Raw genomic sequence first — 20,586 nt, forward strand, 5'->3', positions numbered from 1 at the left:
TAAAAAAGTAATATGTGTGTCTTTTAATTGTAGTAAAATTTGTGTATAATATGACATGTAGATAACCTCTTTCTTTTGATTAGGTACTTATAGAATACTGGTTATCTACTTTTTTGTACACTTTTTTTACTTTAATATCTAAAAATAGGGTTAATGAACTTTTTTCATCAACCCTATTTATTATAGAACCAAGAAAGACAAAACATTTATTTTTTCTTTTCACTACGGCTTGAAATAATGATGTCTACATTTATTTTTCTACAGCTGTATCAACGATTACTGCCATAGCTTTTTTCATTTGAATATCACGTGTTAACATGTCTGAATTTAATACTTGACGAACAGCTGCTACTTCCATATTGTATGTTTTTGCTAATTCTTCAATTTCTTTATTAATTTCTTCTTCTGTTACACTTATATCTTCAGCTTTAACAATAGCTTCTAAAACTAGATTTGTTTTTACACGTACGTCTGCATCTTTTTCCATTTGCTTATGTAAATCATCACGTGTTGTGCCTGTTAATTGATAGTACATATCTTCTGAAATACCTTGACGTTTCATATCATTTAAGAAGAAATCCATTTGACGATGTACTTCATCATGTACCATTTCGTATGGTAAATCTAAAATTTCAGCGTTTTCTACTGCTTGACGTAGTACAGCATCTTCAATTTCAGATTTCGCAGCTGCTTCTTTGCTTTCTTCTAATGATTGACGAATTTTAGCTTTTAATTCGTCCAATGTTTCAACTGTGTCATCAACATCTTTAGCAAATTCGTCATCTAATTCTGGTAATTCTTTAACTTTAACTTCTTTCACAGAAACTTTGAATAATACAGGTTGCCCTGCTAATTCTTTTGCATGATACTCTTCTGGGAATGTAACGTTAACTTCAACTTCATCTCCAGCGGATGCTCCAACTAATTGATCTTCAAATCCTGGAATAAATGATCCTGAACCCAATTCTAATGGATGGTTTTCGCCTTTACCACCGTTAAAAGCCTCTCCATCTTTAAAGCCTTCAAAATCAATAACGACTGTATCTCCATTTTCAGCTTTTCCTTCTTTAACAGCCAATTCTGCTAAATTAGCTTGTTTTTTAGTTAATTCATTTTCTACATCTTCATCACTTACTTGACGATCTTGTTTAGCAACTGTTAAGTTTTTATATTCACCTAATTTTACTTCTGGTTTCACAACCACTTCTGCTTCGATTTCCCATGGTTGACCTTTTTCGATTGATTTTACATTGATTTTTGGTTGTGCTACTGGAAAGATACCAGTTTCTTCAACTGCATTGTCATAGGCATCTGGTAAAACAAAGTTTAATGCATCTTCATATAATGCCTGTTCACCGAATTGTTTCACAAAGATTGTGCGAGGCACTTTTCCTTTACGAAATCCCGGTATATTCAAATTCGGTTGAATTTTCTTAAATGCTTTGTCTAGTCCTACTTTTATTTCTTCTTGAGAAATATGGAATGTCAATACACCATTATTAGTGCCTTTTTTTTCCCATGTTGCGTTCATAGTTTTTCCTCCAACTTTATAATCATACTTTACCATATTACAATAAATTTAACATAATGTAAATAAAAATCAATTTCAACTCGATTTATCTTTAAAATCTCTATGCATCCTCTAGTATATTACTGCTTAAAGAATTTTTTTAACGTGTCTAAAATTCCCTTACTTTTCACTTCAATTAAAGTCCCTTTCATGCCTAGTGATTGTGTTTTTATAATCCCTGATGATTCTAATTTTCTTAACGCATTTACAATAATTGAACGCGTGATGTGATATTCTTCTGCTATTTTAGAAGCTGTTATTCGTGTTTTTAATGTTGTCATATCAGAAAAAATTGGTTTCATGGCTTCTGTTTCACTATAAGATAAGCTATTAATGGCCAATTTTGTTTTCTCATAATCTCTAACTTTCTCTTGATCTTTTAAATGCACTAAATGCATTAATTCAATACCAACTACTGTAGCGCTGTATTCTGATAAAATCAAGTCTTCAGTATCAAATTCTTTGCCAATACGCCCCAAGATTAAATACCCTAAACGTAAGCCAGATACATACATCGGTACAATTGTTGTTACACCATCTCCAAACATTTCTGTATTTTCAACTGGAAAAATGGTTGCATCTTGATAGGCAGAAATATTTGCTTGAGTGTCTTTTACAACGTCTAAATAGTCCATATAAAATTGTGGAAAATGCTTTTGTTCTAAATACCCACTAAAGCGACTACTGTGCATCGGATACCGTTCTCCAATACCGACAATAACACCTGTGGCATCTGCAATATAAACATTTGAATCAACGATTTCTGAAAGTGCCGTAGCTAAATGTTGAAAAGGCAATTCTTCAACCATCTCATCTATAATTGTACGTTCATCTTGTAAAAGAACCGTGACTTGTCTAAATTTATTTAATATAGATTCCATATATCCTCCCAAATATTCTCTTATAAAATATAGTGTTTCAACTTATCATCTACAGATAAAACACCAACTTTTTCCTCAACATACGCCTGTGTAATGCTCACTTGTGTTCCTGCCATATCTGGAGATTCAAACAATAAATCTTCTAATAATTTTTCTAAAATAGTGTGTAAACGTCTCGCACCAATATTGTCAGTATCTTCATTTACACGGTATGCAATCTCTGCAATTTTAGCAATTGCATCTGGTGTAAAAGATAATTCAACTTGCTCTGTTGCTAATAAGGCAATATATTGTTTCAACAATGAGTTATTTGGTTCTGTTAAAATACGTTCAAAATCATCTTGAGTTAAATCAATTAATTCTACACGAATAGGAAAACGTCCTTGTAATTCTGGAATTAAATCTGTGGGTTTAGACAAGTGAAATGCTCCAGAAGCAATAAATAAAATATGGTCTGTTTGAATTGGGCCATATTTTGTCATCACTTGGCTTCCTTCAACAATAGGTAAAATATCTCTTTGCACGCCTTCACGGGATACTTGTCCACCTTGATGAGCATTATTTGACGTGATTTTATCAATTTCATCTATAAAAATAATTCCTGATGACTCAGCTAGTTTTAATGCTTCAGAATGAATATCATCTTTATTCACTAAAGTTTCACTGACTTCTTGAATCAATAGTTCTTTAGCTTCAGCAACTGTTACTGTACGCTTAATATGTTTTCTTGGTGAAAGTGAGCCTATCACATTTTGCATAGCTGATATTTGTTCCATGGCAGGTCCACCACCGTATACTTCCTTTTCACGCTCTAATAATTTTATGGTAACTTCTGTATGATCTAATTCTCCAGAAGCAATTTGTTTTTCTAAAATACGTCTATCTGCAGAAATTTCTGGAGTAACCTCTTCCACTTCTTCTTGAGGTGCTTCAATTCCTAAACCTTTGAACATATTTTGAAAAGCTGCCATATCATTATTTGTTTTTTTACGAAAAATACCTGGTTTTAAAGCCGCTGCAATGCGTTTAATTGCCTCAACTTCTGCTTTTTGATAGACAGCTTCTTTTTTTGTTTTAGATACAATTTGAATAGAAGCATCTACTAAATCACGTACCATTGATTCTACATCACGTCCCACATAGCCTACTTCAGTAAACTTTGTTGCCTCAACTTTAACAAAAGGAGCATTCACTAACCATGCTAAACGTCTAGCAATTTCAGTTTTTCCGACACCTGTTGATCCGATCATCAATAAATTTTTAGGTGTCACATCTTTTTGCAACTCTCCACTTAACTGCAATCTTCTATATCTATTCCGCAATGCAACGGCAACGGCACGTTTAGCGTTTTGTTGCCCAATAATATATTTATCTAACTCTGCTACAATTTGACGAGGTGTTTTTCCTAATGTTGTCATATTTATTCTCCAATTATTTCTACTAAAATATTATCATTTGTAAATACATCAATTTCTGATGCAATTTTTAAACTTTCGTATGCAATTTCCTTTGCGCTTAAATGGTTTTCTGTTCGCATTAACCCTCTAGCCGCAGCCAAAGCGTAGTTGCCCCCTGAGCCGATTGTTAGCACACCGTCATCTGGTTCAATCACTTCACCCGTTCCTGAAACAAGCAACATTTGCTTGTCATTCATGACAATAAGTAATGCCTCTAATTTCTGTAAAGCACGATCTCCTCGCCACATTTTTGCCAGTTCAATTGCTGCGCGTTGTAAATTTCCTTTATATTGAACTAATTTTTCTTCAAATCGTTCTTCAAGTGTAATGGCATCTGCTACACCTCCGGCAAATCCTACAATGACCTCATTATTATATAGGCGTCGAATTTTCTTAGCACTCCCTTTCATAATAACACTTTGTCCCATAGTCACTTGCCCATCTCCAGCCATGGCTGATTGTCCATTTTTTGTTACTGCACATATTGTTGTCATCTTGTTCTCCTTATCTTCTACTTCTTTTTCTAGTCTAACTATATATTTTTTATAATCTGCTACTCTTTATATTTAGCTTACCCTATTAAGCATCAATCCACTGAACATGCTCAAACTTTTTTCGTTATTTTTTAGCTCTAGGATGAAATTGTTGGTAATGTCTGTATAAATTGTCTTTTGTCACATGGGTATAAATTTCCGTTGCTTTTAGACTATCATGCCCTAATAATTCTTGGATTGTCCGAATATCTGCTCCGTTATTTAATAAATGCGTTGCGAATGTGTGACGCAACATGTGCGGATGAATATCGTAAGTTAAACTGCTTTTCTTAATAATGTGATTTAAAATATAAGAGATACCGGCACTAGTTAATGGATTTCCCAAATGATTGACAAATACGAAATCGTGTTCCTTATATCCAATTAAAATTGAACGTGCTTGCTCCAAATACTGTGTCATACGTATACGTGCTTGCTCTCCAAAAGGAACGTATCTCATCTTTCCACCTTTTCCGTGGATTAAAAGCATACACGAAAAAAAATCAATATCTTCCAATTTCAATCCTGTACATTCACTCACACGTAATCCACAACTATACAAAATCTCAAGTAATGCCATATTACGATAATCTAAAGGCTCTGTCCCTCTTGCTGAATCCATAATTTTTTCCATTTCAGTTTCGTAATAAAATTTTGGCAAACGAGTTTCTCTCTTTTTATATGTCACATACACAAACGGATTTTCTTCTATCAACTCTTGTTTCACTAAATAATGGTAAAACACACGTACACTAGATAAAATACGTAAAATTGTATTTTTACTGTACTCACGTTCATTTAAATACGACAAAAAATATTTCGCATCTTTTACATTCACATTAACTATATCTGTTTCGTGTGAACTTCCCAAAAATTGACAAAACAACTGAATATCTCGTTGATATGCTTTAACCGTTGCTTGTGAATAAAATTTTTGCTGTACCAAACTTTCTAAAAATAATTGAATTTCACGCATAATACCCTCCATTTAATATTATACTAAAAACTGCAAGGATTTCAAAATATCACACAATATAAACAATAAAAAATGTAAAAAATATATTTTCTTAATAACATAACACACATTACATTTACTTATTTTTTAACTGTATAGACACAAAATATCTATTTAAAAATAAAAATTTATTTTAGTCTTTTCTTTTATGTTCAACAAATCAAAATATTTACAAATATTCTCCACCTCTTTTATTTGTGCATATTAATACATGCTACTCTGATACCATTTTATAAGTATGCAGCAGTAAATGTTAATGCTTGATAATTCATAAGTCCCTTTTATTAATCAAAATGTTTTCATAAATTTCACATTATTTTACTTTTAGACAAAAATGTGTTGGCAAACTCTTTTGTCTACCAACACATGTTATACTATTTATCATTTAAACTAATTGTATACCAGTCTATTTGATTTAAACTTTTGGTAATTCTACAGCATTAGGCGTAGAACCTTTTGTCAATACATCGTTTAAATTATCATAGCTGATTTCAATCATATTTGATAAAGCCTCATCAGTATTAGATCCTACATGAGGAGTCACTAGGACACGTGGATATAAATCAACTAACTCACGTACGCTTTGATCTGGAATAGCATTTCCGTTATCAAAGGCTTTAAAGAAGAAACTTGCTTCGTTTGCAAAAACATCAGTTCCAAAACCATCTAATTTTCCAGACTTAATAGCCTCTAAAATAGCTGCATTATCTTGCAATTCTCCACGAGCTGTATTAATTAAAATAGCACCATCTTTCATCTTAGAAATAAATTCTGCATTAACCATCTTATCATTTTGTCCTGGGAAATATGGTACATGAAGGCTAACAATATCACATTGTGCTAATAATTCGTCTAACTCCACAAATTTAACAACTGCTTTAGCTGCATCGCTTTGGAATACATCATATCCATAAACATCTGCACCTAATCCTTTGAATAAACCAGCTTCTGTTAATCCAATTTTACCAGTTCCAATAATTCCTACTTTACAGTTACGAATTTCTTTACTAAACATTGTTCCGTCTACACGGAAATCATATTTAGATGTTTTGTTGACTGTATGAGATACATGACGCAATAAAGACATAGCTAATGTTAAGGCTAATTCTGCAATCGCATTTGGAGAGTACCCCGGAACACGTGCTACACTCAATCCTAATTCTGCAGCAGCTTGTAAATCAATATGATTAAAGCCAACTGTACGTGTAAAAACATATTTAATTCCATAGCTTGCCAATTTTTCTAAGTTTGTACGGTTTCCTGCACAATTCCCTCTTAAAATAACCGCATTACTTCCTTTAGCTTCAACAACATTATCATTTGTCATTAAACTTTCTACCAAATTCAATTCATACTGGTATTTATTTAATTTATTAAAAAACGGTACCTCATTTGGACGTACACCGTAACATGTTACTTTAAAAGACATGATTTCATCCTCTTTTCTATCGTTTTTGCCTATCTAATAAGCACTTGAACTACTGTCATTGTATCAAATTTTTCTCAAAATTGATAGTCATTTGTAAAAAAATAAAGGAGAAAGAATTCCCCTTTATGTTTATTTAAAAATACCTAATCCTGCTAACATACCTACAACAACAATCCAAACTGGTGTAAAGACAACTGCTGCAAAAGTTGATAAAAATGAAGCATTTGAAGCTAAAACAGCTTCTTTATCAAAACTAATTGCATAAGCTGCTGCTACTGTTGCTGGTGGTGTAGCCATCATAATCACAACAGTTCCTAGAGCAGTTAAGTTAACTGGTAAAATATTTGTCATTGTTAAAATCATTAATAAAATAATGTTAATAGCTGGTACAGCAATAACTTTCATCACTGTATAATACCAAGTTTTTTTATCAGAAATAGCTACTTTAAACTCGATTGAAGCTAAAGTTGATCCAATAGCCAACCATGCTAATGGAGATGCTAAACTTGCTAAATAAGATAAAATTCTAGCAAATTGTGGCAATGTTTTATCAAAACGGAAAATAGAAAATGATGTTTGTACAGTTTCTCCTGTTTTCGCATTTTGTACACCAATTAAAACTTGTGGTAAATAACTTTGTGCTACCCATAAAATTAATCCGACAAATGTTGCAATCACAATTGGATTTAAAAACATTAATTTAATATTTTTAGATGTCATTTTTAATCCTGACATTTTAATGTATCCGTATGAATATAAGAAGATACGGTACCCAATATTAAAAATTGCAGCATATAAAGCTCCTTCAGTTCCATAGATTGCTGATACAATCGGAATACCAAAGAATGTTGTTGAGCCAAAAATAGTTAACACACGTAACGTATCTTGCTCATCACCTTTAAATTTAGCAAACATCGGGATAGTTAATCCAATTAAAATAATATAAATTAAAATCCCCCAAATTAAAATATTCATTCCTTGTTCGAATGTTTCTTTTTTAATGTCTACTAAAAATGAATTTAATGCTAAAGCTGGTAATGACACTGTTAAAACAACTTTTGTCAATACTTTAGCAGTATTTTCACCAAAAATATGACGTTTACGACAAACATAACCTAATAAAATAATGGCTAAACTTGAAATAATAGCTGTGTTTACTTTCTCTGTCGCAATCGTTTTGACAAATGTATCGATAAAATTCATTATCATTCTCCTTTATTATTAGTTCGTGATAAATTGTGTTCGATTTCACATTCCATCACCGACTTTTATACTATATCATTAATCGCTACGTTTTTTAATGTTTAAAAAATAATAAAAATTTTGTAACTAAAGTAAACAAGTATGATAACATAAGATTATCTCTTGTACACCTTATACTCACCATACTTTGCTATATATTTAATATCCGCCCATCCATCATCACACTTTTCTAGCTGTATATTCACTTCTAAACATAACATTTAACACTTATGGAAATACTCTTAAATGTCCTACCTAATTAAAACAATCGTGGTGACGAACAAATTTGCTCGTCACCACGATTACATTATGCATTAATGCCATAAACTAGCAATTCTGCCAATTCTTGAGAAGTGATTTGCCCAAAATAATTGGCAACATTCACACTGTCAAAAACTGCTTTAACTGCTTCAAATTCAAACATTACACCTGTTAAAGCTTTTTCAATATCGGAAATCTCTCCTAAACCAAAGAAATCACCAAATATACGAATGTCTTTAATTTTATTTTGCTCTACATTTACTTTATATTCAACTAATCCAAATGGAAATTTATGGCGATGCTCCATTGAAAATTGTGGAGAATGACCGTAATTCCAATCCCAATTCCCAAAACGCTCATCTCGAATGCGATATACTTTTTCCCAATCCTGTTCAGTCAAATGGTATTCTTTTACATCTTTTCTCTCCGTTACATCAAAGATATGTAGCAAAAGATTATCTCTAAATTGCTCTGTTGTCATCTGTTTGTACTCATCTGAAACATAAGGTTTAATATTAGTTACACGTGAACGAACTGATTTAATGCCTTTTGATTCAATTTTTTCTTGACGTGGTTTTAGAGCATGTGTCACAGCATCTAAATCAGCATCAAATAAAATTGTACCGTGTGCCGTCATACGTCCATTTTTAACATACATGGCATTTCCAGAAAATTTTTTCCCATCAATCAATAAATCATTTCTTCCTTGTAGACTAGCACCTGTTACACCCATTTTGTGTAAAGCCTCAATAACAGGTTGTGTAAATTTACCAAAATCTCTAAAAGAACCGTCATCATCTTTAATAAAGCAAAATGAGAAATTCCCTAAATCATGATAAACAGCTCCACCACCTGACATGCGTCTTACAACATGAATGCCTTTTTCATCAATATAAGATTGATTAACTTCTTCAGCTGTGTTTTGATTTCGTCCGATAATAATAGATGGTTCATTAATATAGAACAATAAGATTGGTTCATCAACCAATTTATGCTCAACTAAATAAGTTTCCAAAGCAATATTAATCCGTGGATCTGTAATTCCTTGATTATCAACAAAATACATAGTATATCCTTCCTTTTTTTAATTTTTATAACCCTATTAAATAATATATTCATCAAAATCTTTTGCCAAGGTAACCGGAATATTATCTGGAATAACTTCCTTTGCCTGTTCCAACAATAAATCTTGATATAATGGCGGCAAGTGCGTCAATACGACACGTTTAACCTGTGCTAAATCAGCAATTTTTCCGACTTCCTGAGCACTCATGTGCGTGGATTGGTTTTCCTTTCCATTTAGAAACATGGCGTCTGCCAGTAACAAATCCGTTTGTCTAGCAAATGTAATAAAATCTGCTAAATACCCTGAATCAGCTGTAAATACTATAGATTTCTTTGTATGTTTATCTTCAATTCTTAGAGCATAACACACTACTGGATGAATTGTTTTTAAAAATGTAATTTTAAATGGTCCAACACGCAATATCTCATCAGGATTGTATGCCTCTACCTGATTTACAGTCGGCATAACTAAACGGTTAAATTCATCTGAATGATTATGTCCATAAATAACAAATTCTTTTTTAGACTTATTTTCTAATGAAGACTTTAATTGAAACGCATACTGTAATACGCCCACATCTGCAATGTGATCATGATGATAATGTGTCAAAATCAACGCATGAATATCAGTTGGTTCCATAATTTTTGCTAAATTTTGAAAAGCGCCACTTCCAAAATCAATCAGTAAGAAATAGTTATCTGACTCCAGCAAATAACTTGTCGTTGCTTGAGAATTAGCCGGATAAGCACCTTGACACCCTAAAATGGTTAGTTTCATACACCCTCCTATAATAAACTAAACAACAAAACAAATAATGTAAACAATGTTGACAAATAATTTTTGCTTCTTGCTGTTTGAATATACCGTTTTTTATTTCCCATAAACTGAACCATAAGTAATGCTAAAGCAATCCAAAGAACTAAAAAGAAAATATTTGTTAATGCTAATTTTTGTAAAAGTATTGGCGAAATAAATGCAATCGCTAAACCTGTAAATGACAATAATGTCAAAGTTCCCTTATTCAATACCGCTAATCCATACTTTACAGTATCTAAGCGTTCCATTTCCGCATAATAAAATAATACCATACCGCAAATTGAAATTGTAGCAAGTAATAAGTCTGGTGTAATAACATTTAATTGCATAAATGAAGCTAATATTGTTGCCACAACTGCTTTTAAACAGACTTGGATAATTAAAAAATAAATTGTTCCCTTTAACTGAAATAGTGCATAAATCAAATGCACACTAATGACATAAAACAATGCCAAAATAACAAATATCAAATTGGTTACCATCAATAATAAACACAACAATCCAATGATAATAGCATCAAAAAAGTATAGTGGCTCCCATTTTATATAACCTTTTTTCATATCGTTTACAAATAAATACTGCTCTATAAATTGCATAACAACCATGAACAAGTATAAAATAAACGTTCCTAAAAAGTTAATACCATCTATCTTAGCACCAAAAACAATCCCATAAAATAATAAACTCAATGGCATAACAAACAATTTGATAACAGGATGACTGGCTAGTTGTTTTACACGAATAATAAACGTCTGTAAATCCATATAATCTCCTTTGAAATGTATTTTAAAAACTGTTCTGTCGTCATTATATGAAAATCCTAAGTTTTTGGCAAGTTAAAGTACTTTGTAAACGTTATCTAAACGGAAAAATGGGGGATTTTTCCAAAAAATGTTTTATAAGCATTCTAAAAAGCCATATATAGACAAACTCATACATCACTTACTCTTATCAAAAGGATAATCGTTAATAAATTTTTATTTACTACTCCTTTATAAATTTGTATTTAATAATCAGTTATATGTGCATAACATAAACAGATTTGAACATACTTTCTAAGACTTGAAAAACTTTTGTTCTTGTATGATATTTTATTTTGTTTGTATCTAACATAAAAATTATCTTTGTCCCAATCTTCTGTTATATTTTTTTAATTCTTCTGTCATAAATTGATAACTTATCTAATCAACTGAACAACGCTATTATATAATAATCTCCTTATTTTATTATCTAAACTGGAAAACTCATAGTAATATTAAACGAGTTCTATTGGATTAGGTATTATTTTTAACTTTCTCGATTACAACCAACAAAACCACACAATTTATGTGTGGCTATCTATAACGAATGACTTCAATTTTGTATCCATCAGGATCTATAATAAAATAATAAGACGGTGCTGTTCCTGGTAAACCTTTTAATTCAGTTACATTATAGCCTAATGAAACATGTTTAGCATGCAATGCTTCAACATCTTCAACTGCAATAGCAATATGGCCATATCCATCTCCTATTGTGTATGCTCGATGATCATAGTTATACGTCAATTCCAGAGAATAATTATCATCAGGTAATGTTAAAAATGCTAATGTAAATTTATGTTCTGGAAAATCTCTAAGACGAGTTAGTTTAAAATCAAATGCTTTTTGATAAAACTCCAAAGATTCTTCTAAATTTTTCACACGATAACACGTGTGTGCCATTCTTTGTTTCATAATGTTCTCCTTATAATCATTAATTAAAATATTTCCGCGTAATTGAAATAGCATCACTTTCCATAATATGATGAGCATGTTCATATAAAAATGCATCTGATAAGTGAGCCGGTTCAGCATGCTCTATTGCTTGATAATAAATATATTCTCTAGCAGGTCTAGCCTCTGTTTTATGGCTCCAGAAATATTTTCCTTTATAAAAATACAAGCGATTCAATCCAATATCTGATGAAGGGAGTGATTTAGAAAACGTAATATAGTGACTCAGTTCATCAAACACAAACACTTGAAATACACTCGGTCTTTTTTTAGGTAATGGCACTTCTCTTGTAGCCTCTCCTTTTTTGTCCTTATCTACAGCATTTTCAATTTCTTGAATAATTTGATCTAAAGGTGTATCTGCATCAGCTTTTTCTGTTACTGATGATTTTACATAATCTTTAAAATTATCTACCATTCCTTTGGTAATATACAAATCTAAACCGTCTGTTTTTGGGACAACTTGAAAAGTGACCGCATCAATCCCTTCAAATTCATGACGTACACCTACTTCTTCTAAAATACTATAAAAGAATGACTCAACTTTCTTTTGGCTACCTAATAAATCAAAAAAGGTAATGCCTCGTTCTTCTAAATCTGATGATGCAATTATAACTTTAATTGTATTTTCATTAATATGTTCCAATTCCATGTATATCACCTCTCTTCATGATACTATACTCATTATTTTAGTTAATTTTTTGTAATTGTAAAGCAATAACTTTTAAAAATCTATTTTTCATGACTGATAGTAAACATCCTGATATTGACTAGATGTTTCAAATACTTGCTTAACATACGAACACGTAGGCATAATTTTCAGCCCCTCTTGTCTAGCAAAATCAATTACTGCCTCTACTAATCGCTTTCCTATCCCTTTTCCTCTAAGAATTGGGCTAACAAAGGTATGGTTAACGTCTATTTTTTGATTAGTTATATATACAAATGTTATCTCTGCTAAAACATGATTGTCTTCATCAACATAAATAAAACGATTGCCGTCTTTTCTGATTTCTGTCATACTTCTCACCTCAATACTATTATACCATATACTTATTTTTCCACTCTCTAATACGCTCAATTATTCTTATTTTATATGTATAACAAGTCGGACAATGCTGCTTATCGGCTGAATAACTACATTGACACGCTAAACAAAACCGTTTAAATCCACGTAAATATTTCTTCTTTTTATGTGCTTTCCATTGTTTACCACTCCATAATATCAAAAGAACTAGAATAATGATTATTTTCTTCATTTTGCACCTCATTTTCTTCATACTTATGATTCTCTATATATTCGCAATAATAAATCTCTTCCCCTATTTTAATCTCATCACCAGAAAAAAGTTGTGTATGACAAACCTTTTTTCCATTAACTTTCACATCTGTGTCATTTTCAACACATAAATAAGGGATTGCCTCATCTAAATAAACATAAGCACACTTATTTTCAAAATATGTTTTTGTCGGTAAAATCATGTGGTACTCGTGAGAATTATCATGTAGCAGTTTCCAACTAGTCTTTTTTTGATATTTACAAATAAATTGTTGTATAGAATATATCGTCAGTTCTTGTTGTAGAAATTGACTAATGATACGTTCACTATCTTCTTCATAAAAAAGTGCCTGCTCTATCAATTTATGAATTAATGTTTCAAGTGTTAAACATTTTGTATATCCAACAGTATGAATGTGAATAAATTTAACTTTTTTCGTATGCTCGTCAATAATAAATTGCGCTTCATGATAGATTAAATCATTTATACGTATATAATGATGTTGAAAATGTTTTAAAATCATTGTTAATTTTAAAATACTATGAAAAAAATTCTCTAAATCAATACCTTGTTTAAAATAATCCACTAGACTAATATGATTTTCATAATACCCATACAATATTTTGGACGACTTTACCTCTAATTTTTCAACAGCAGGCAACACAACATCGTGTATTTCTTCAAAAAAGGATAAACGATACCAAATTTCTAATGTATTTCGCTTATGTTTACATTTTAAAATCCCCATATTCTCTCCTCCATAATGTTAAACGCTCTATTTTACACTCTTTTGGCATCTTTTCCCAATTTTCTTGACAAATCCCATTATAGTCTACGCACAAAATTGGTTGATTGTTTAAAGATAAATTTTCTTTACATTGCATAATTGATAGGCATGTTGGAATTATATTTTGAACAATCTTGTACGTATAATCTATACTAAATATATTGTTTTGACGTATAGGTGGGTGCGTTATAATAGTATATTGTTTATATTTTTTCAATATTGGTGCGTAACACATGGAAAAAGCAAGATAATATTGATAGTTTCTTCTCTCAAAAAAATGATGATGACAAGTATCTAAAATATCTTCCTGTTTCAAACATGTTGAGCAAAGTACGTTTTCTTGGTAACGTCCTATCCACAATGATTTCAATGAAAGTGAATAAATAATCTCTTTTTGACATACTAAGCATGTATTCATTGTATCAACCCTCTTTTTAAAGCAAGTGTATTCATCTTTACAATCCAGTTTCTAGCTGAAATCATTGCTTTAGTTTTTCCATAATGTAAAAACCACACATCACCTGTAGGATAATCGCATTTACGCCCGACACGACCTGCTATTTGAACAAGTGCAGCCGTGGAAAAAATTCTGTCTTCACTTCCTAACACAATGACATCAATATTTGAAAATGTAACCCCTCTTTCAAGTATGGTTGTTGTTAATAAAAAATGATAATTTTGATTTCTCATCGCTTGAACTTTTTCAAGTCTTTCATTGTCTTGTGCATGTACACTAGCAAATTGGATATGTTTTGGCAAACGTTGTCTTAATTGTTGTTCTAATTGTTGCATCAGATGAATATGTGGTAAAAAAATCAATAATTTACGCTGTTTTTTAATACTACCATTGATATACTTAATTAATTTTGTACACAGTTGTTTTTTAGTTATATTATTTTTCCAATCTCCAATATAAACAAATTTAGGTATAGGTAGAGCAAATCCGTGGTATCTAACAGGTATATCAACACAATTTAACTCTCCTTTTTTTATTGCTCTTTGTTGCTCGAGTGACGGTGTTGCAGTCAAAAAAATAAGGCTATGTTCTTGTTTTACAACGATGTCCACTCTTTTTTGTAAACTGTCATTATGTTGAAAAGGAAATGCATCAACTTCATCAATCACAAGCACGTCAAATGCTTCTTTGAATTTTAATAACTGATGCGTTGTCGCAATAACTAATTTTGTATATTTGTATTTTTCTGTTGTATTTCCATGCAATACAATAATCGGTTCATTTGGAAAAACAGCTTGAATGCGTGGGGCTAATTCTAGGCAAACATCAATACGTGGAGCAGCCACACATACACGATACCCTTGTTCCAAAGCATAATGTAGTCCTTTAAATATCATTTCTGTTTTACCTGCTCCAGTCACGGCTGATATAAGGAGATTTGCTCTATTTTGTATAGCTTGTATGATTTGAATTGAGCCTCGTTCTTGCTCATTTGACAAAACACCTCTCCACTCAAAATGAACAGTCCTTTTTTGAGGAAAAGGCTCATTTATTGAGCATAGGCAACAACATTCACACATTTTTCCCATATCAATACAGTGTGTACAATAAAAACAATTTTTCTCACATATTTCGCAAGGTAAACAAACACTCACTTTTTGATTACAACGAGCACAATATAGTATCTTATTTTTTTGTTGAATGCACTCATTAATACGTATTTTTTCTTTATCTAAATGTGCTATTTCTCTTTTAGGTAAAATAATTTCCCTACCATATAGTAATGTTTCATTCATCTTATTTCCCCTCCATTAATAATATACGTCACTTTTTAAAATTTTTTCAAAATATTATAAATAAAAAACAGCAAAAATTTGCTGTTTTTTAAACACTACGTCGTCCATTTTTATGCATTAACTCTCTTAAATGAACTTTTCCTTGTTGAAGCATTTCTTCCTCTAGCTTACTCCATTTGCCAAATAAAAGTTTTTGACATACTTCTGTGGCTGAATGTCTATCTATTTGTGAATCGTAAACGCATCTTCTATCTCTTTGATAAATTTGGATTTGAGAAAAAAGATGCTCATTTTCTAACTCTTTCAAATTTTCAACAAGATGACTAACAATACTATCATGATAATGTTTAGGTGTTGCTCTTGCTTGAGTTGGATTTATTGCATAAAGTGCCTCATAACGAACTAGGGTACTAAGGTAGGATAATTCTGGCTTTGTTGCAATTAATGCTAATGATACTTGGTACCCTCTTGATCTTAGCAAGCGTGCTGTATTTTTTGGAACTTCCTTAGTTCGTAACGTTCCCTCAATTAACAGGTGATGTCCTAATTCAGATAGTTTCTCAATGAGCTGTTCTACCATTTTTCCTGAAAATGCCTGAGTATAATTCACGCTATTCTTACCATATTTTTCTTGTAAAATTAAATAGTTTGGATGCTGAACTCGATAACTATCTCCGTCAATGATAATAATATTTCCTTGGAATTCTCTTTGTTTGATACGATGAATTGTTGTCTTACCGGCTCCACTTTGTCCACCTAGTAAAATTGCTTGTGGATTTTTTGTTGTATGCTTTCCACGGGTTAAAGCACGAATATTTTTCTTTAGAGCATTTTGGATTATGCTACCACCTGATGATTAGCAAGTTCTAACATGCGCTCAATAGCATCTAAGTACCCGTTATAACGCTCTAATTCATCGAAAGTATCCACAAGATATATTTTTGTATTCATCAAATCTGCCAAATCATCACTCATCAAAATCCAAGGATTTGATATATCATCAAATGCAATATTATGGCTATCTTGATACTGATAAAGTCTGGATAAAATAGCTACTCCTCGTTCTTTAATCACTTCTATTTTCAAAGTTAATTGATAGTCCTCTATGGGTTTTAACATTTTATCTTGTCCAATAATATCAACATAAGATACATTAAACTGTTGACAAATGCGATCAATCAGTTCAATTGAAACGACACTCGTTCCATTTTCATAACGACTTAAACTATTACGTGAAATGCCCACCATTCGAGCAAATTCTGGTTGTGTCAAATGATTCGTATGACGTAGTGTTTTAATATTATCTCCAATCATAACTAGATACCTCCTTTAATTCGGTCTATTATACCATAAAAAACAAAAACGCACCAATTTTGGTGCGCAATCATTAGTTTATTAAAACCTAAATTAAAACTTTGATTGTGTAACATTTTATAAAGAATAATCTAAAATTTGGTAGGTATACAGTAATGTTAAATACTACCTTACCGTAAATCAAAAACTTAAATAGTTTGCTCTACTATACAAAGTATTTCCATAAAATGCTTTCTAAAAGATGAAGAATAGACCTTTTAGAAAGCACATAGAAATTTATACTAGATTTTTTAGTTAATGCTTGAATGCGATTTTATGCATAATTTTTTGCATGACCTTTCGAGAAACTTACTATAAAAATAATGGTTAACTAGAATTATAGTCTAGTCATCAATCTTATTACAGATAAATACTAGATTCATGTTGAATAGGGACAATAAACAAAGAAGCTATTAACTCTAATCAAAATACTGCATGCATAAAATTATCTAACAAATTTACTGAAAAACAAAAAAAGACCAACGCTATTGCGAAAGTCCAAACTGGGGTAGCTGGATTCGAACCAACGAATGACGGAGTCAAAGTCCGTTGCCTTACCGCTTGGCTATACCCCAAGAATATAAAAGTGGGGAGAGGCAGATTCGAACTGCCGAACCCTAAGGAGCGGATTTACAGTCCGCCGCGTTTAGCCACTTCGCTATCTCCCCGCATCTCAAATACGATACTTTGATATAGTACATTAAAACTCTAAAAATTGCAACCCTTTTTTTTATTTTTTTTAATTTTTTTATTCTCAATATAAAAAATTAATCTATTTCAAAAATAAATTTTATCTTAATGCCTATTTATTTATAATGATATGACAACTATATATTCAGCAAGAAACCAAACATATTAAGAAAGATTTCTTGCTGAATTATGTTATATCATCTTTTACTAAATCCATTGTATAGTTATTGTTCTACACTAAGATTGTCTAAATCTAAATAGACAGATTTACTAACTACAATAGAGTTGGGTCTAGCAAATTCTTTGTTCAAATACTCTTGGTATGTCCCCGGAGAAATAAATCCTTTTACGCTCAATACATCTGTTCCAGCTTTTCCAATAATAGAGTCTGCCAATAATACACAATTTGTACTTAACACAAAATACGTTTTAAATTTTGAACTTGTAAATTTGAATAATTGTGCATCTGCTTCTTGCATCAGTTTATACGCATACATTGGTTCTTCTTTTCCAGAGTTTTTATTAGGTATAGGCGTTTTTTGAGGTTCCCAAGGAATTGTCAAAGACTTTAATTCCTCAATTTGTTTTTCAACATCTTTTTGTTGTTCCACAGTCAAATCAATACCGTAGCCAAATAATGTTTTGTGACTTTCTTGTTGGCAAAACGTAATATACTTTTCTCTGTCAGCAATAAATAACACACCGTCTCCAACAGTACCAAATAGTCTTTCAGAGGTTGGATCATAGCTACCATAAGAAATCACTTGATTATTATAGCAAATATCAACATGTCCAATAGCTCCAAACACATTTGTTTGCGAAGTATGAATAAATACTTCTAACTCAGCATCTTTATTTTCTTTAACAATAGTTAAATCATCTTCTGCTATCTCATCTTTACTATTTTGTAAATACGTATTCACTCTATCTAGTGTATTAGCAGGAATTAAAGCTGCAATAAAGAGCGGCATAGACACACGCACACGTCTTTTTAACTTGTTTTTGCCGACTTCACTATTGAACCAAATGCCGTCCCTTAAATATGTCATACCCAACATCATTAAATAAATGCCTAAAATACCTAATTGGAATTCTCCTCTTGTTTCTGTTGGAATTAAGCCAAATATCCCAAAACAAGATAACCACATACTATCAAATAAATATTTCCAACGTGGTTTTATATCATTTTTACGGTATAACATATATGTCACAAAATTAATAGTCGCCTCAAATAATTGATAAATCGAAACAAAAAAGACAACCACATAAATTAATGTATTTTCAACAAATAATGAATTTCCTATAATAAAGGATACAATCATTTTTATAATGACGCCAGCTATATTTTCATGACCACCTTTTTTTCTAAACCAACGTGTTAATAAGCTCCAAAGTGCTGTAATAAACATCCAAAATGTAAACAGCTCAATCGCTACACGTGGTGCCGTACTGCCGTAGAAAAAGAGTAACAGACCTACTAAAATGGTTAATACGCCTTCTCTAATTAAAGATTTTCCGGTATAGTTTAAATCACTCAAACTTTTCATATATCTTCTCCTATTACAAACAATCTATCAGACGTTGTAAATCTTCAGCTGTAAAATGGTATTTATCATTACAATAGTGACAAACTACCTCCGCCTGATTATCTTCTTGTTTAATAGTCAGTAGTTCTTCTTTTCCTAGAGTAATTAATCCTGCCTCGAATCTTTCTCTTGAGCAATCACATTGAAATTTTACAGGTAACTTGTCTAAAAACTTAATATTTTCTTTGCCTAGTACCCATTCTAAAATCTCTTCTGGTGTGCAACCACTGTCCATTAAATCAGAAATTTGCGGCATCTTTTGAACACGTTGCTCAATCTCGCTTATCGTTTCATCTGTTGCTCCTGGCATCACTTGTACCATAAACCCTCCAGAAGTTCTAATACAATCGTCAGTATCAACTAGGACACTCACACCAATACACGACGGTGTTTGTTCAGATACAGCCATATAATACGTGAAATCTTCTCCTAATTCTCCGTCAATAATGGGAACTTGCCCTGAAAAAGGTTCTTTTAACCCTAAATCTTTACGTACTGTCAATGTTCCTGATGTGCCCACTGCACCTCTAACGTCTAGTTTTCCTTTATTGTTAAGTGGTAAAGCAACTTTGGGATTTTGAATATAACCTCTAACATGCCCTTGTCCATTGCTATCTACTACAATTTTACCACCAGCACCGTTTCCGTCTACTATAACAGTCAATTTCTCTTTGTCTTTTAAATTATAGCCTAATAGAATCGCACCAACCATCGTTCTTCCTAAAGCTGCACTTGATGTGTGCCATGTATCATGACGTTGTTGTGCTTGAGCTACTGTTTGTGTCGCATCTACGGCAAAAGCTCTCACTTGTCCATTAAATGCTAATGCTTTTACTAAATAATCAGCCATATTTTCTCCTTTTTATTATAACAACTCATCTATAGTCTTATCTTTAATAATCGATATTCTTTTTTGACTATATTCGTACATTTTACCACATCTTAAAGAAAAGATATATAAAATAACACATATAATTTCTACATGAATCATACACTCAAAACTCAATTTACCTTTTTACAAGTTAACATATCATTTTACCGCACATATTTTTGCCCATACAAACTGTTTAATGCTACTTTATTAGATTATTTTAATAATTTCTATTCTTTTTCC

Annotated in this window: 20 protein-coding genes and 2 tRNA genes; all 22 read right to left on the bottom strand. The window is 31.6% G+C overall.

The window, feature by feature from the left end; genetic code table 11:
* Positions 1-250: 250 nt before the first annotated feature.
* Positions 251-1,531, bottom strand: a complete 1,281-nt coding sequence (tig, locus tag E4T68_RS02615; RefSeq protein WP_135123839.1) for a trigger factor — start codon at positions 1,529-1,531, stop codon at positions 251-253.
* A 119-nt stretch (positions 1,532-1,650) separates the two neighbouring features.
* Positions 1,651-2,451, bottom strand: coding sequence for a GTP-sensing pleiotropic transcriptional regulator CodY (codY, locus tag E4T68_RS02620; RefSeq protein ID WP_135123841.1), 801 nt, complete (start codon positions 2,449-2,451; stop codon positions 1,651-1,653).
* Positions 2,452-2,471: 20 nt separating this feature from the next.
* Positions 2,472-3,869, bottom strand: a complete 1,398-nt coding sequence (gene hslU, locus E4T68_RS02625; RefSeq protein ID WP_135123843.1) for an ATP-dependent protease ATPase subunit HslU — start codon at positions 3,867-3,869, stop codon at positions 2,472-2,474.
* A gap of 2 nt (positions 3,870-3,871) precedes the next feature.
* Entirely contained in the window at positions 3,872-4,402 is a 531-nt protein-coding gene (hslV, locus tag E4T68_RS02630; RefSeq protein WP_135123845.1) for an HslVU peptidase proteolytic subunit, read from the bottom strand.
* Positions 4,403-4,526: 124 nt separating this feature from the next.
* Positions 4,527-5,417 carry a tyrosine recombinase XerC gene (gene xerC / locus E4T68_RS02635; protein ID WP_135123847.1) on the bottom strand — a complete coding sequence of 297 codons (891 nt, stop codon included), beginning with the start codon at positions 5,415-5,417 and terminating at the stop codon, positions 4,527-4,529.
* 454 nt (positions 5,418-5,871) lie between these two features.
* On the bottom strand, positions 5,872-6,885 hold the full coding sequence (locus tag E4T68_RS02640; RefSeq protein WP_135123849.1) for a 2-hydroxyacid dehydrogenase: 1,014 nt from the start codon (positions 6,883-6,885) through the stop codon (positions 5,872-5,874).
* A gap of 129 nt (positions 6,886-7,014) precedes the next feature.
* Positions 7,015-8,088 carry an AEC family transporter gene (locus E4T68_RS02645; protein WP_135123851.1) on the bottom strand — a complete coding sequence of 358 codons (1,074 nt, stop codon included), beginning with the start codon at positions 8,086-8,088 and terminating at the stop codon, positions 7,015-7,017.
* Between the two features lie 346 nt (positions 8,089-8,434).
* Positions 8,435-9,454, bottom strand: a complete 1,020-nt coding sequence (locus tag E4T68_RS02650) for a lipoate--protein ligase (RefSeq protein WP_135123853.1) — start codon at positions 9,452-9,454, stop codon at positions 8,435-8,437.
* A 36-nt stretch (positions 9,455-9,490) separates the two neighbouring features.
* Complete coding sequence (locus E4T68_RS02655) at positions 9,491-10,231, bottom strand: MBL fold metallo-hydrolase (protein WP_135123855.1); 741 nt, start codon at positions 10,229-10,231, stop codon at positions 9,491-9,493.
* An 8-nt stretch (positions 10,232-10,239) separates the two neighbouring features.
* Entirely contained in the window at positions 10,240-11,034 is a 795-nt protein-coding gene (locus tag E4T68_RS02660; protein WP_135123857.1) for a hypothetical protein, read from the bottom strand.
* Positions 11,035-11,604: 570 nt separating this feature from the next.
* The gene (locus tag E4T68_RS02665; protein WP_135123859.1) at positions 11,605-11,985 is read right to left on the bottom strand and encodes a VOC family protein; all 381 of its coding nucleotides are present in this window, start codon (positions 11,983-11,985) and stop codon (positions 11,605-11,607) included.
* Positions 11,986-12,004: 19 nt separating this feature from the next.
* The gene (locus E4T68_RS02670) at positions 12,005-12,676 is read right to left on the bottom strand and encodes an adaptor protein MecA (protein WP_135123861.1); all 672 of its coding nucleotides are present in this window, start codon (positions 12,674-12,676) and stop codon (positions 12,005-12,007) included.
* 87 nt (positions 12,677-12,763) lie between these two features.
* The gene (locus tag E4T68_RS02675; protein ID WP_228099224.1) at positions 12,764-13,105 is read right to left on the bottom strand and encodes a GNAT family N-acetyltransferase; all 342 of its coding nucleotides are present in this window, start codon (positions 13,103-13,105) and stop codon (positions 12,764-12,766) included.
* 128 nt (positions 13,106-13,233) lie between these two features.
* The gene (locus E4T68_RS02685; RefSeq protein ID WP_135123867.1) at positions 13,234-14,052 is read right to left on the bottom strand and encodes a hypothetical protein; all 819 of its coding nucleotides are present in this window, start codon (positions 14,050-14,052) and stop codon (positions 13,234-13,236) included.
* Positions 14,033-14,509 carry a hypothetical protein gene (locus E4T68_RS02690; RefSeq protein WP_135123869.1) on the bottom strand — a complete coding sequence of 159 codons (477 nt, stop codon included), beginning with the start codon at positions 14,507-14,509 and terminating at the stop codon, positions 14,033-14,035. The genes E4T68_RS02685 and E4T68_RS02690 overlap by 20 nt, the downstream gene beginning before the upstream one ends.
* On the bottom strand, positions 14,506-15,843 hold the full coding sequence (locus E4T68_RS02695) for a DEAD/DEAH box helicase (RefSeq protein WP_135123871.1): 1,338 nt from the start codon (positions 15,841-15,843) through the stop codon (positions 14,506-14,508). The genes E4T68_RS02690 and E4T68_RS02695 overlap by 4 nt, the downstream gene beginning before the upstream one ends.
* A gap of 88 nt (positions 15,844-15,931) precedes the next feature.
* Positions 15,932-16,684, bottom strand: coding sequence for a zeta toxin family protein (locus E4T68_RS02700; protein WP_135123873.1), 753 nt, complete (start codon positions 16,682-16,684; stop codon positions 15,932-15,934).
* Positions 16,681-17,157 carry a type II toxin-antitoxin system antitoxin PezA gene (pezA, locus tag E4T68_RS02705; protein WP_135123875.1) on the bottom strand — a complete coding sequence of 159 codons (477 nt, stop codon included), beginning with the start codon at positions 17,155-17,157 and terminating at the stop codon, positions 16,681-16,683. Before pezA ends, E4T68_RS02700 begins: the two co-directional genes overlap by 4 nt.
* Before the next feature lie 542 nt (positions 17,158-17,699).
* Positions 17,700-17,771, bottom strand: a tRNA-Gln gene (locus E4T68_RS02710).
* A gap of 12 nt (positions 17,772-17,783) precedes the next feature.
* Positions 17,784-17,864, bottom strand: a tRNA-Tyr gene (locus E4T68_RS02715).
* A 246-nt stretch (positions 17,865-18,110) separates the two neighbouring features.
* Entirely contained in the window at positions 18,111-19,433 is a 1,323-nt protein-coding gene (locus tag E4T68_RS02720) for a DUF308 domain-containing protein (RefSeq protein ID WP_135123877.1), read from the bottom strand.
* A 13-nt stretch (positions 19,434-19,446) separates the two neighbouring features.
* Positions 19,447-20,322, bottom strand: coding sequence for an Hsp33 family molecular chaperone HslO (hslO, locus tag E4T68_RS02725; RefSeq protein ID WP_135123879.1), 876 nt, complete (start codon positions 20,320-20,322; stop codon positions 19,447-19,449).
* Positions 20,323-20,586 lie beyond the last annotated feature (264 nt).

The sequence above is a fragment of the Granulicatella sp. WM01 genome (genome assembly GCF_004570605.1).
Taxonomy (GTDB): Bacteria; Bacillota; Bacilli; order Lactobacillales; family Aerococcaceae; genus WM01.

Coding starts and splice junctions, on each gene's coding strand:
- tig (WP_135123839.1), bottom strand. CDS start 1,531: ATGAACGCAACATGGGAAAAAAAAGGCACTAATAATGGTGTATTGACA.
- codY (WP_135123841.1), bottom strand. CDS start 2,451: ATGGAATCTATATTAAATAAATTTAGACAAGTCACGGTTCTTTTACAA.
- hslU (WP_135123843.1), bottom strand. CDS start 3,869: ATGACAACATTAGGAAAAACACCTCGTCAAATTGTAGCAGAGTTAGAT.
- hslV (WP_135123845.1), bottom strand. CDS start 4,402: ATGACAACAATATGTGCAGTAACAAAAAATGGACAATCAGCCATGGCT.
- xerC (WP_135123847.1), bottom strand. CDS start 5,417: ATGCGTGAAATTCAATTATTTTTAGAAAGTTTGGTACAGCAAAAATTT.
- E4T68_RS02640 (WP_135123849.1), bottom strand. CDS start 6,885: ATGTCTTTTAAAGTAACATGTTACGGTGTACGTCCAAATGAGGTACCG.
- E4T68_RS02645 (WP_135123851.1), bottom strand. CDS start 8,088: ATGAATTTTATCGATACATTTGTCAAAACGATTGCGACAGAGAAAGTA.
- E4T68_RS02650 (WP_135123853.1), bottom strand. CDS start 9,454: ATGTATTTTGTTGATAATCAAGGAATTACAGATCCACGGATTAATATT.
- E4T68_RS02655 (WP_135123855.1), bottom strand. CDS start 10,231: ATGAAACTAACCATTTTAGGGTGTCAAGGTGCTTATCCGGCTAATTCT.
- E4T68_RS02660 (WP_135123857.1), bottom strand. CDS start 11,034: ATGGATTTACAGACGTTTATTATTCGTGTAAAACAACTAGCCAGTCAT.
- E4T68_RS02665 (WP_135123859.1), bottom strand. CDS start 11,985: ATGAAACAAAGAATGGCACACACGTGTTATCGTGTGAAAAATTTAGAA.
- E4T68_RS02670 (WP_135123861.1), bottom strand. CDS start 12,676: ATGGAATTGGAACATATTAATGAAAATACAATTAAAGTTATAATTGCA.
- E4T68_RS02685 (WP_135123867.1), bottom strand. CDS start 14,052: ATGGGGATTTTAAAATGTAAACATAAGCGAAATACATTAGAAATTTGG.
- E4T68_RS02690 (WP_135123869.1), bottom strand. CDS start 14,509: ATGAATACATGCTTAGTATGTCAAAAAGAGATTATTTATTCACTTTCA.
- E4T68_RS02695 (WP_135123871.1), bottom strand. CDS start 15,843: ATGAATGAAACATTACTATATGGTAGGGAAATTATTTTACCTAAAAGA.
- pezA (WP_135123875.1), bottom strand. CDS start 17,157: ATGATTGGAGATAATATTAAAACACTACGTCATACGAATCATTTGACA.
- E4T68_RS02720 (WP_135123877.1), bottom strand. CDS start 19,433: ATGAAAAGTTTGAGTGATTTAAACTATACCGGAAAATCTTTAATTAGA.
- hslO (WP_135123879.1), bottom strand. CDS start 20,322: ATGGCTGATTATTTAGTAAAAGCATTAGCATTTAATGGACAAGTGAGA.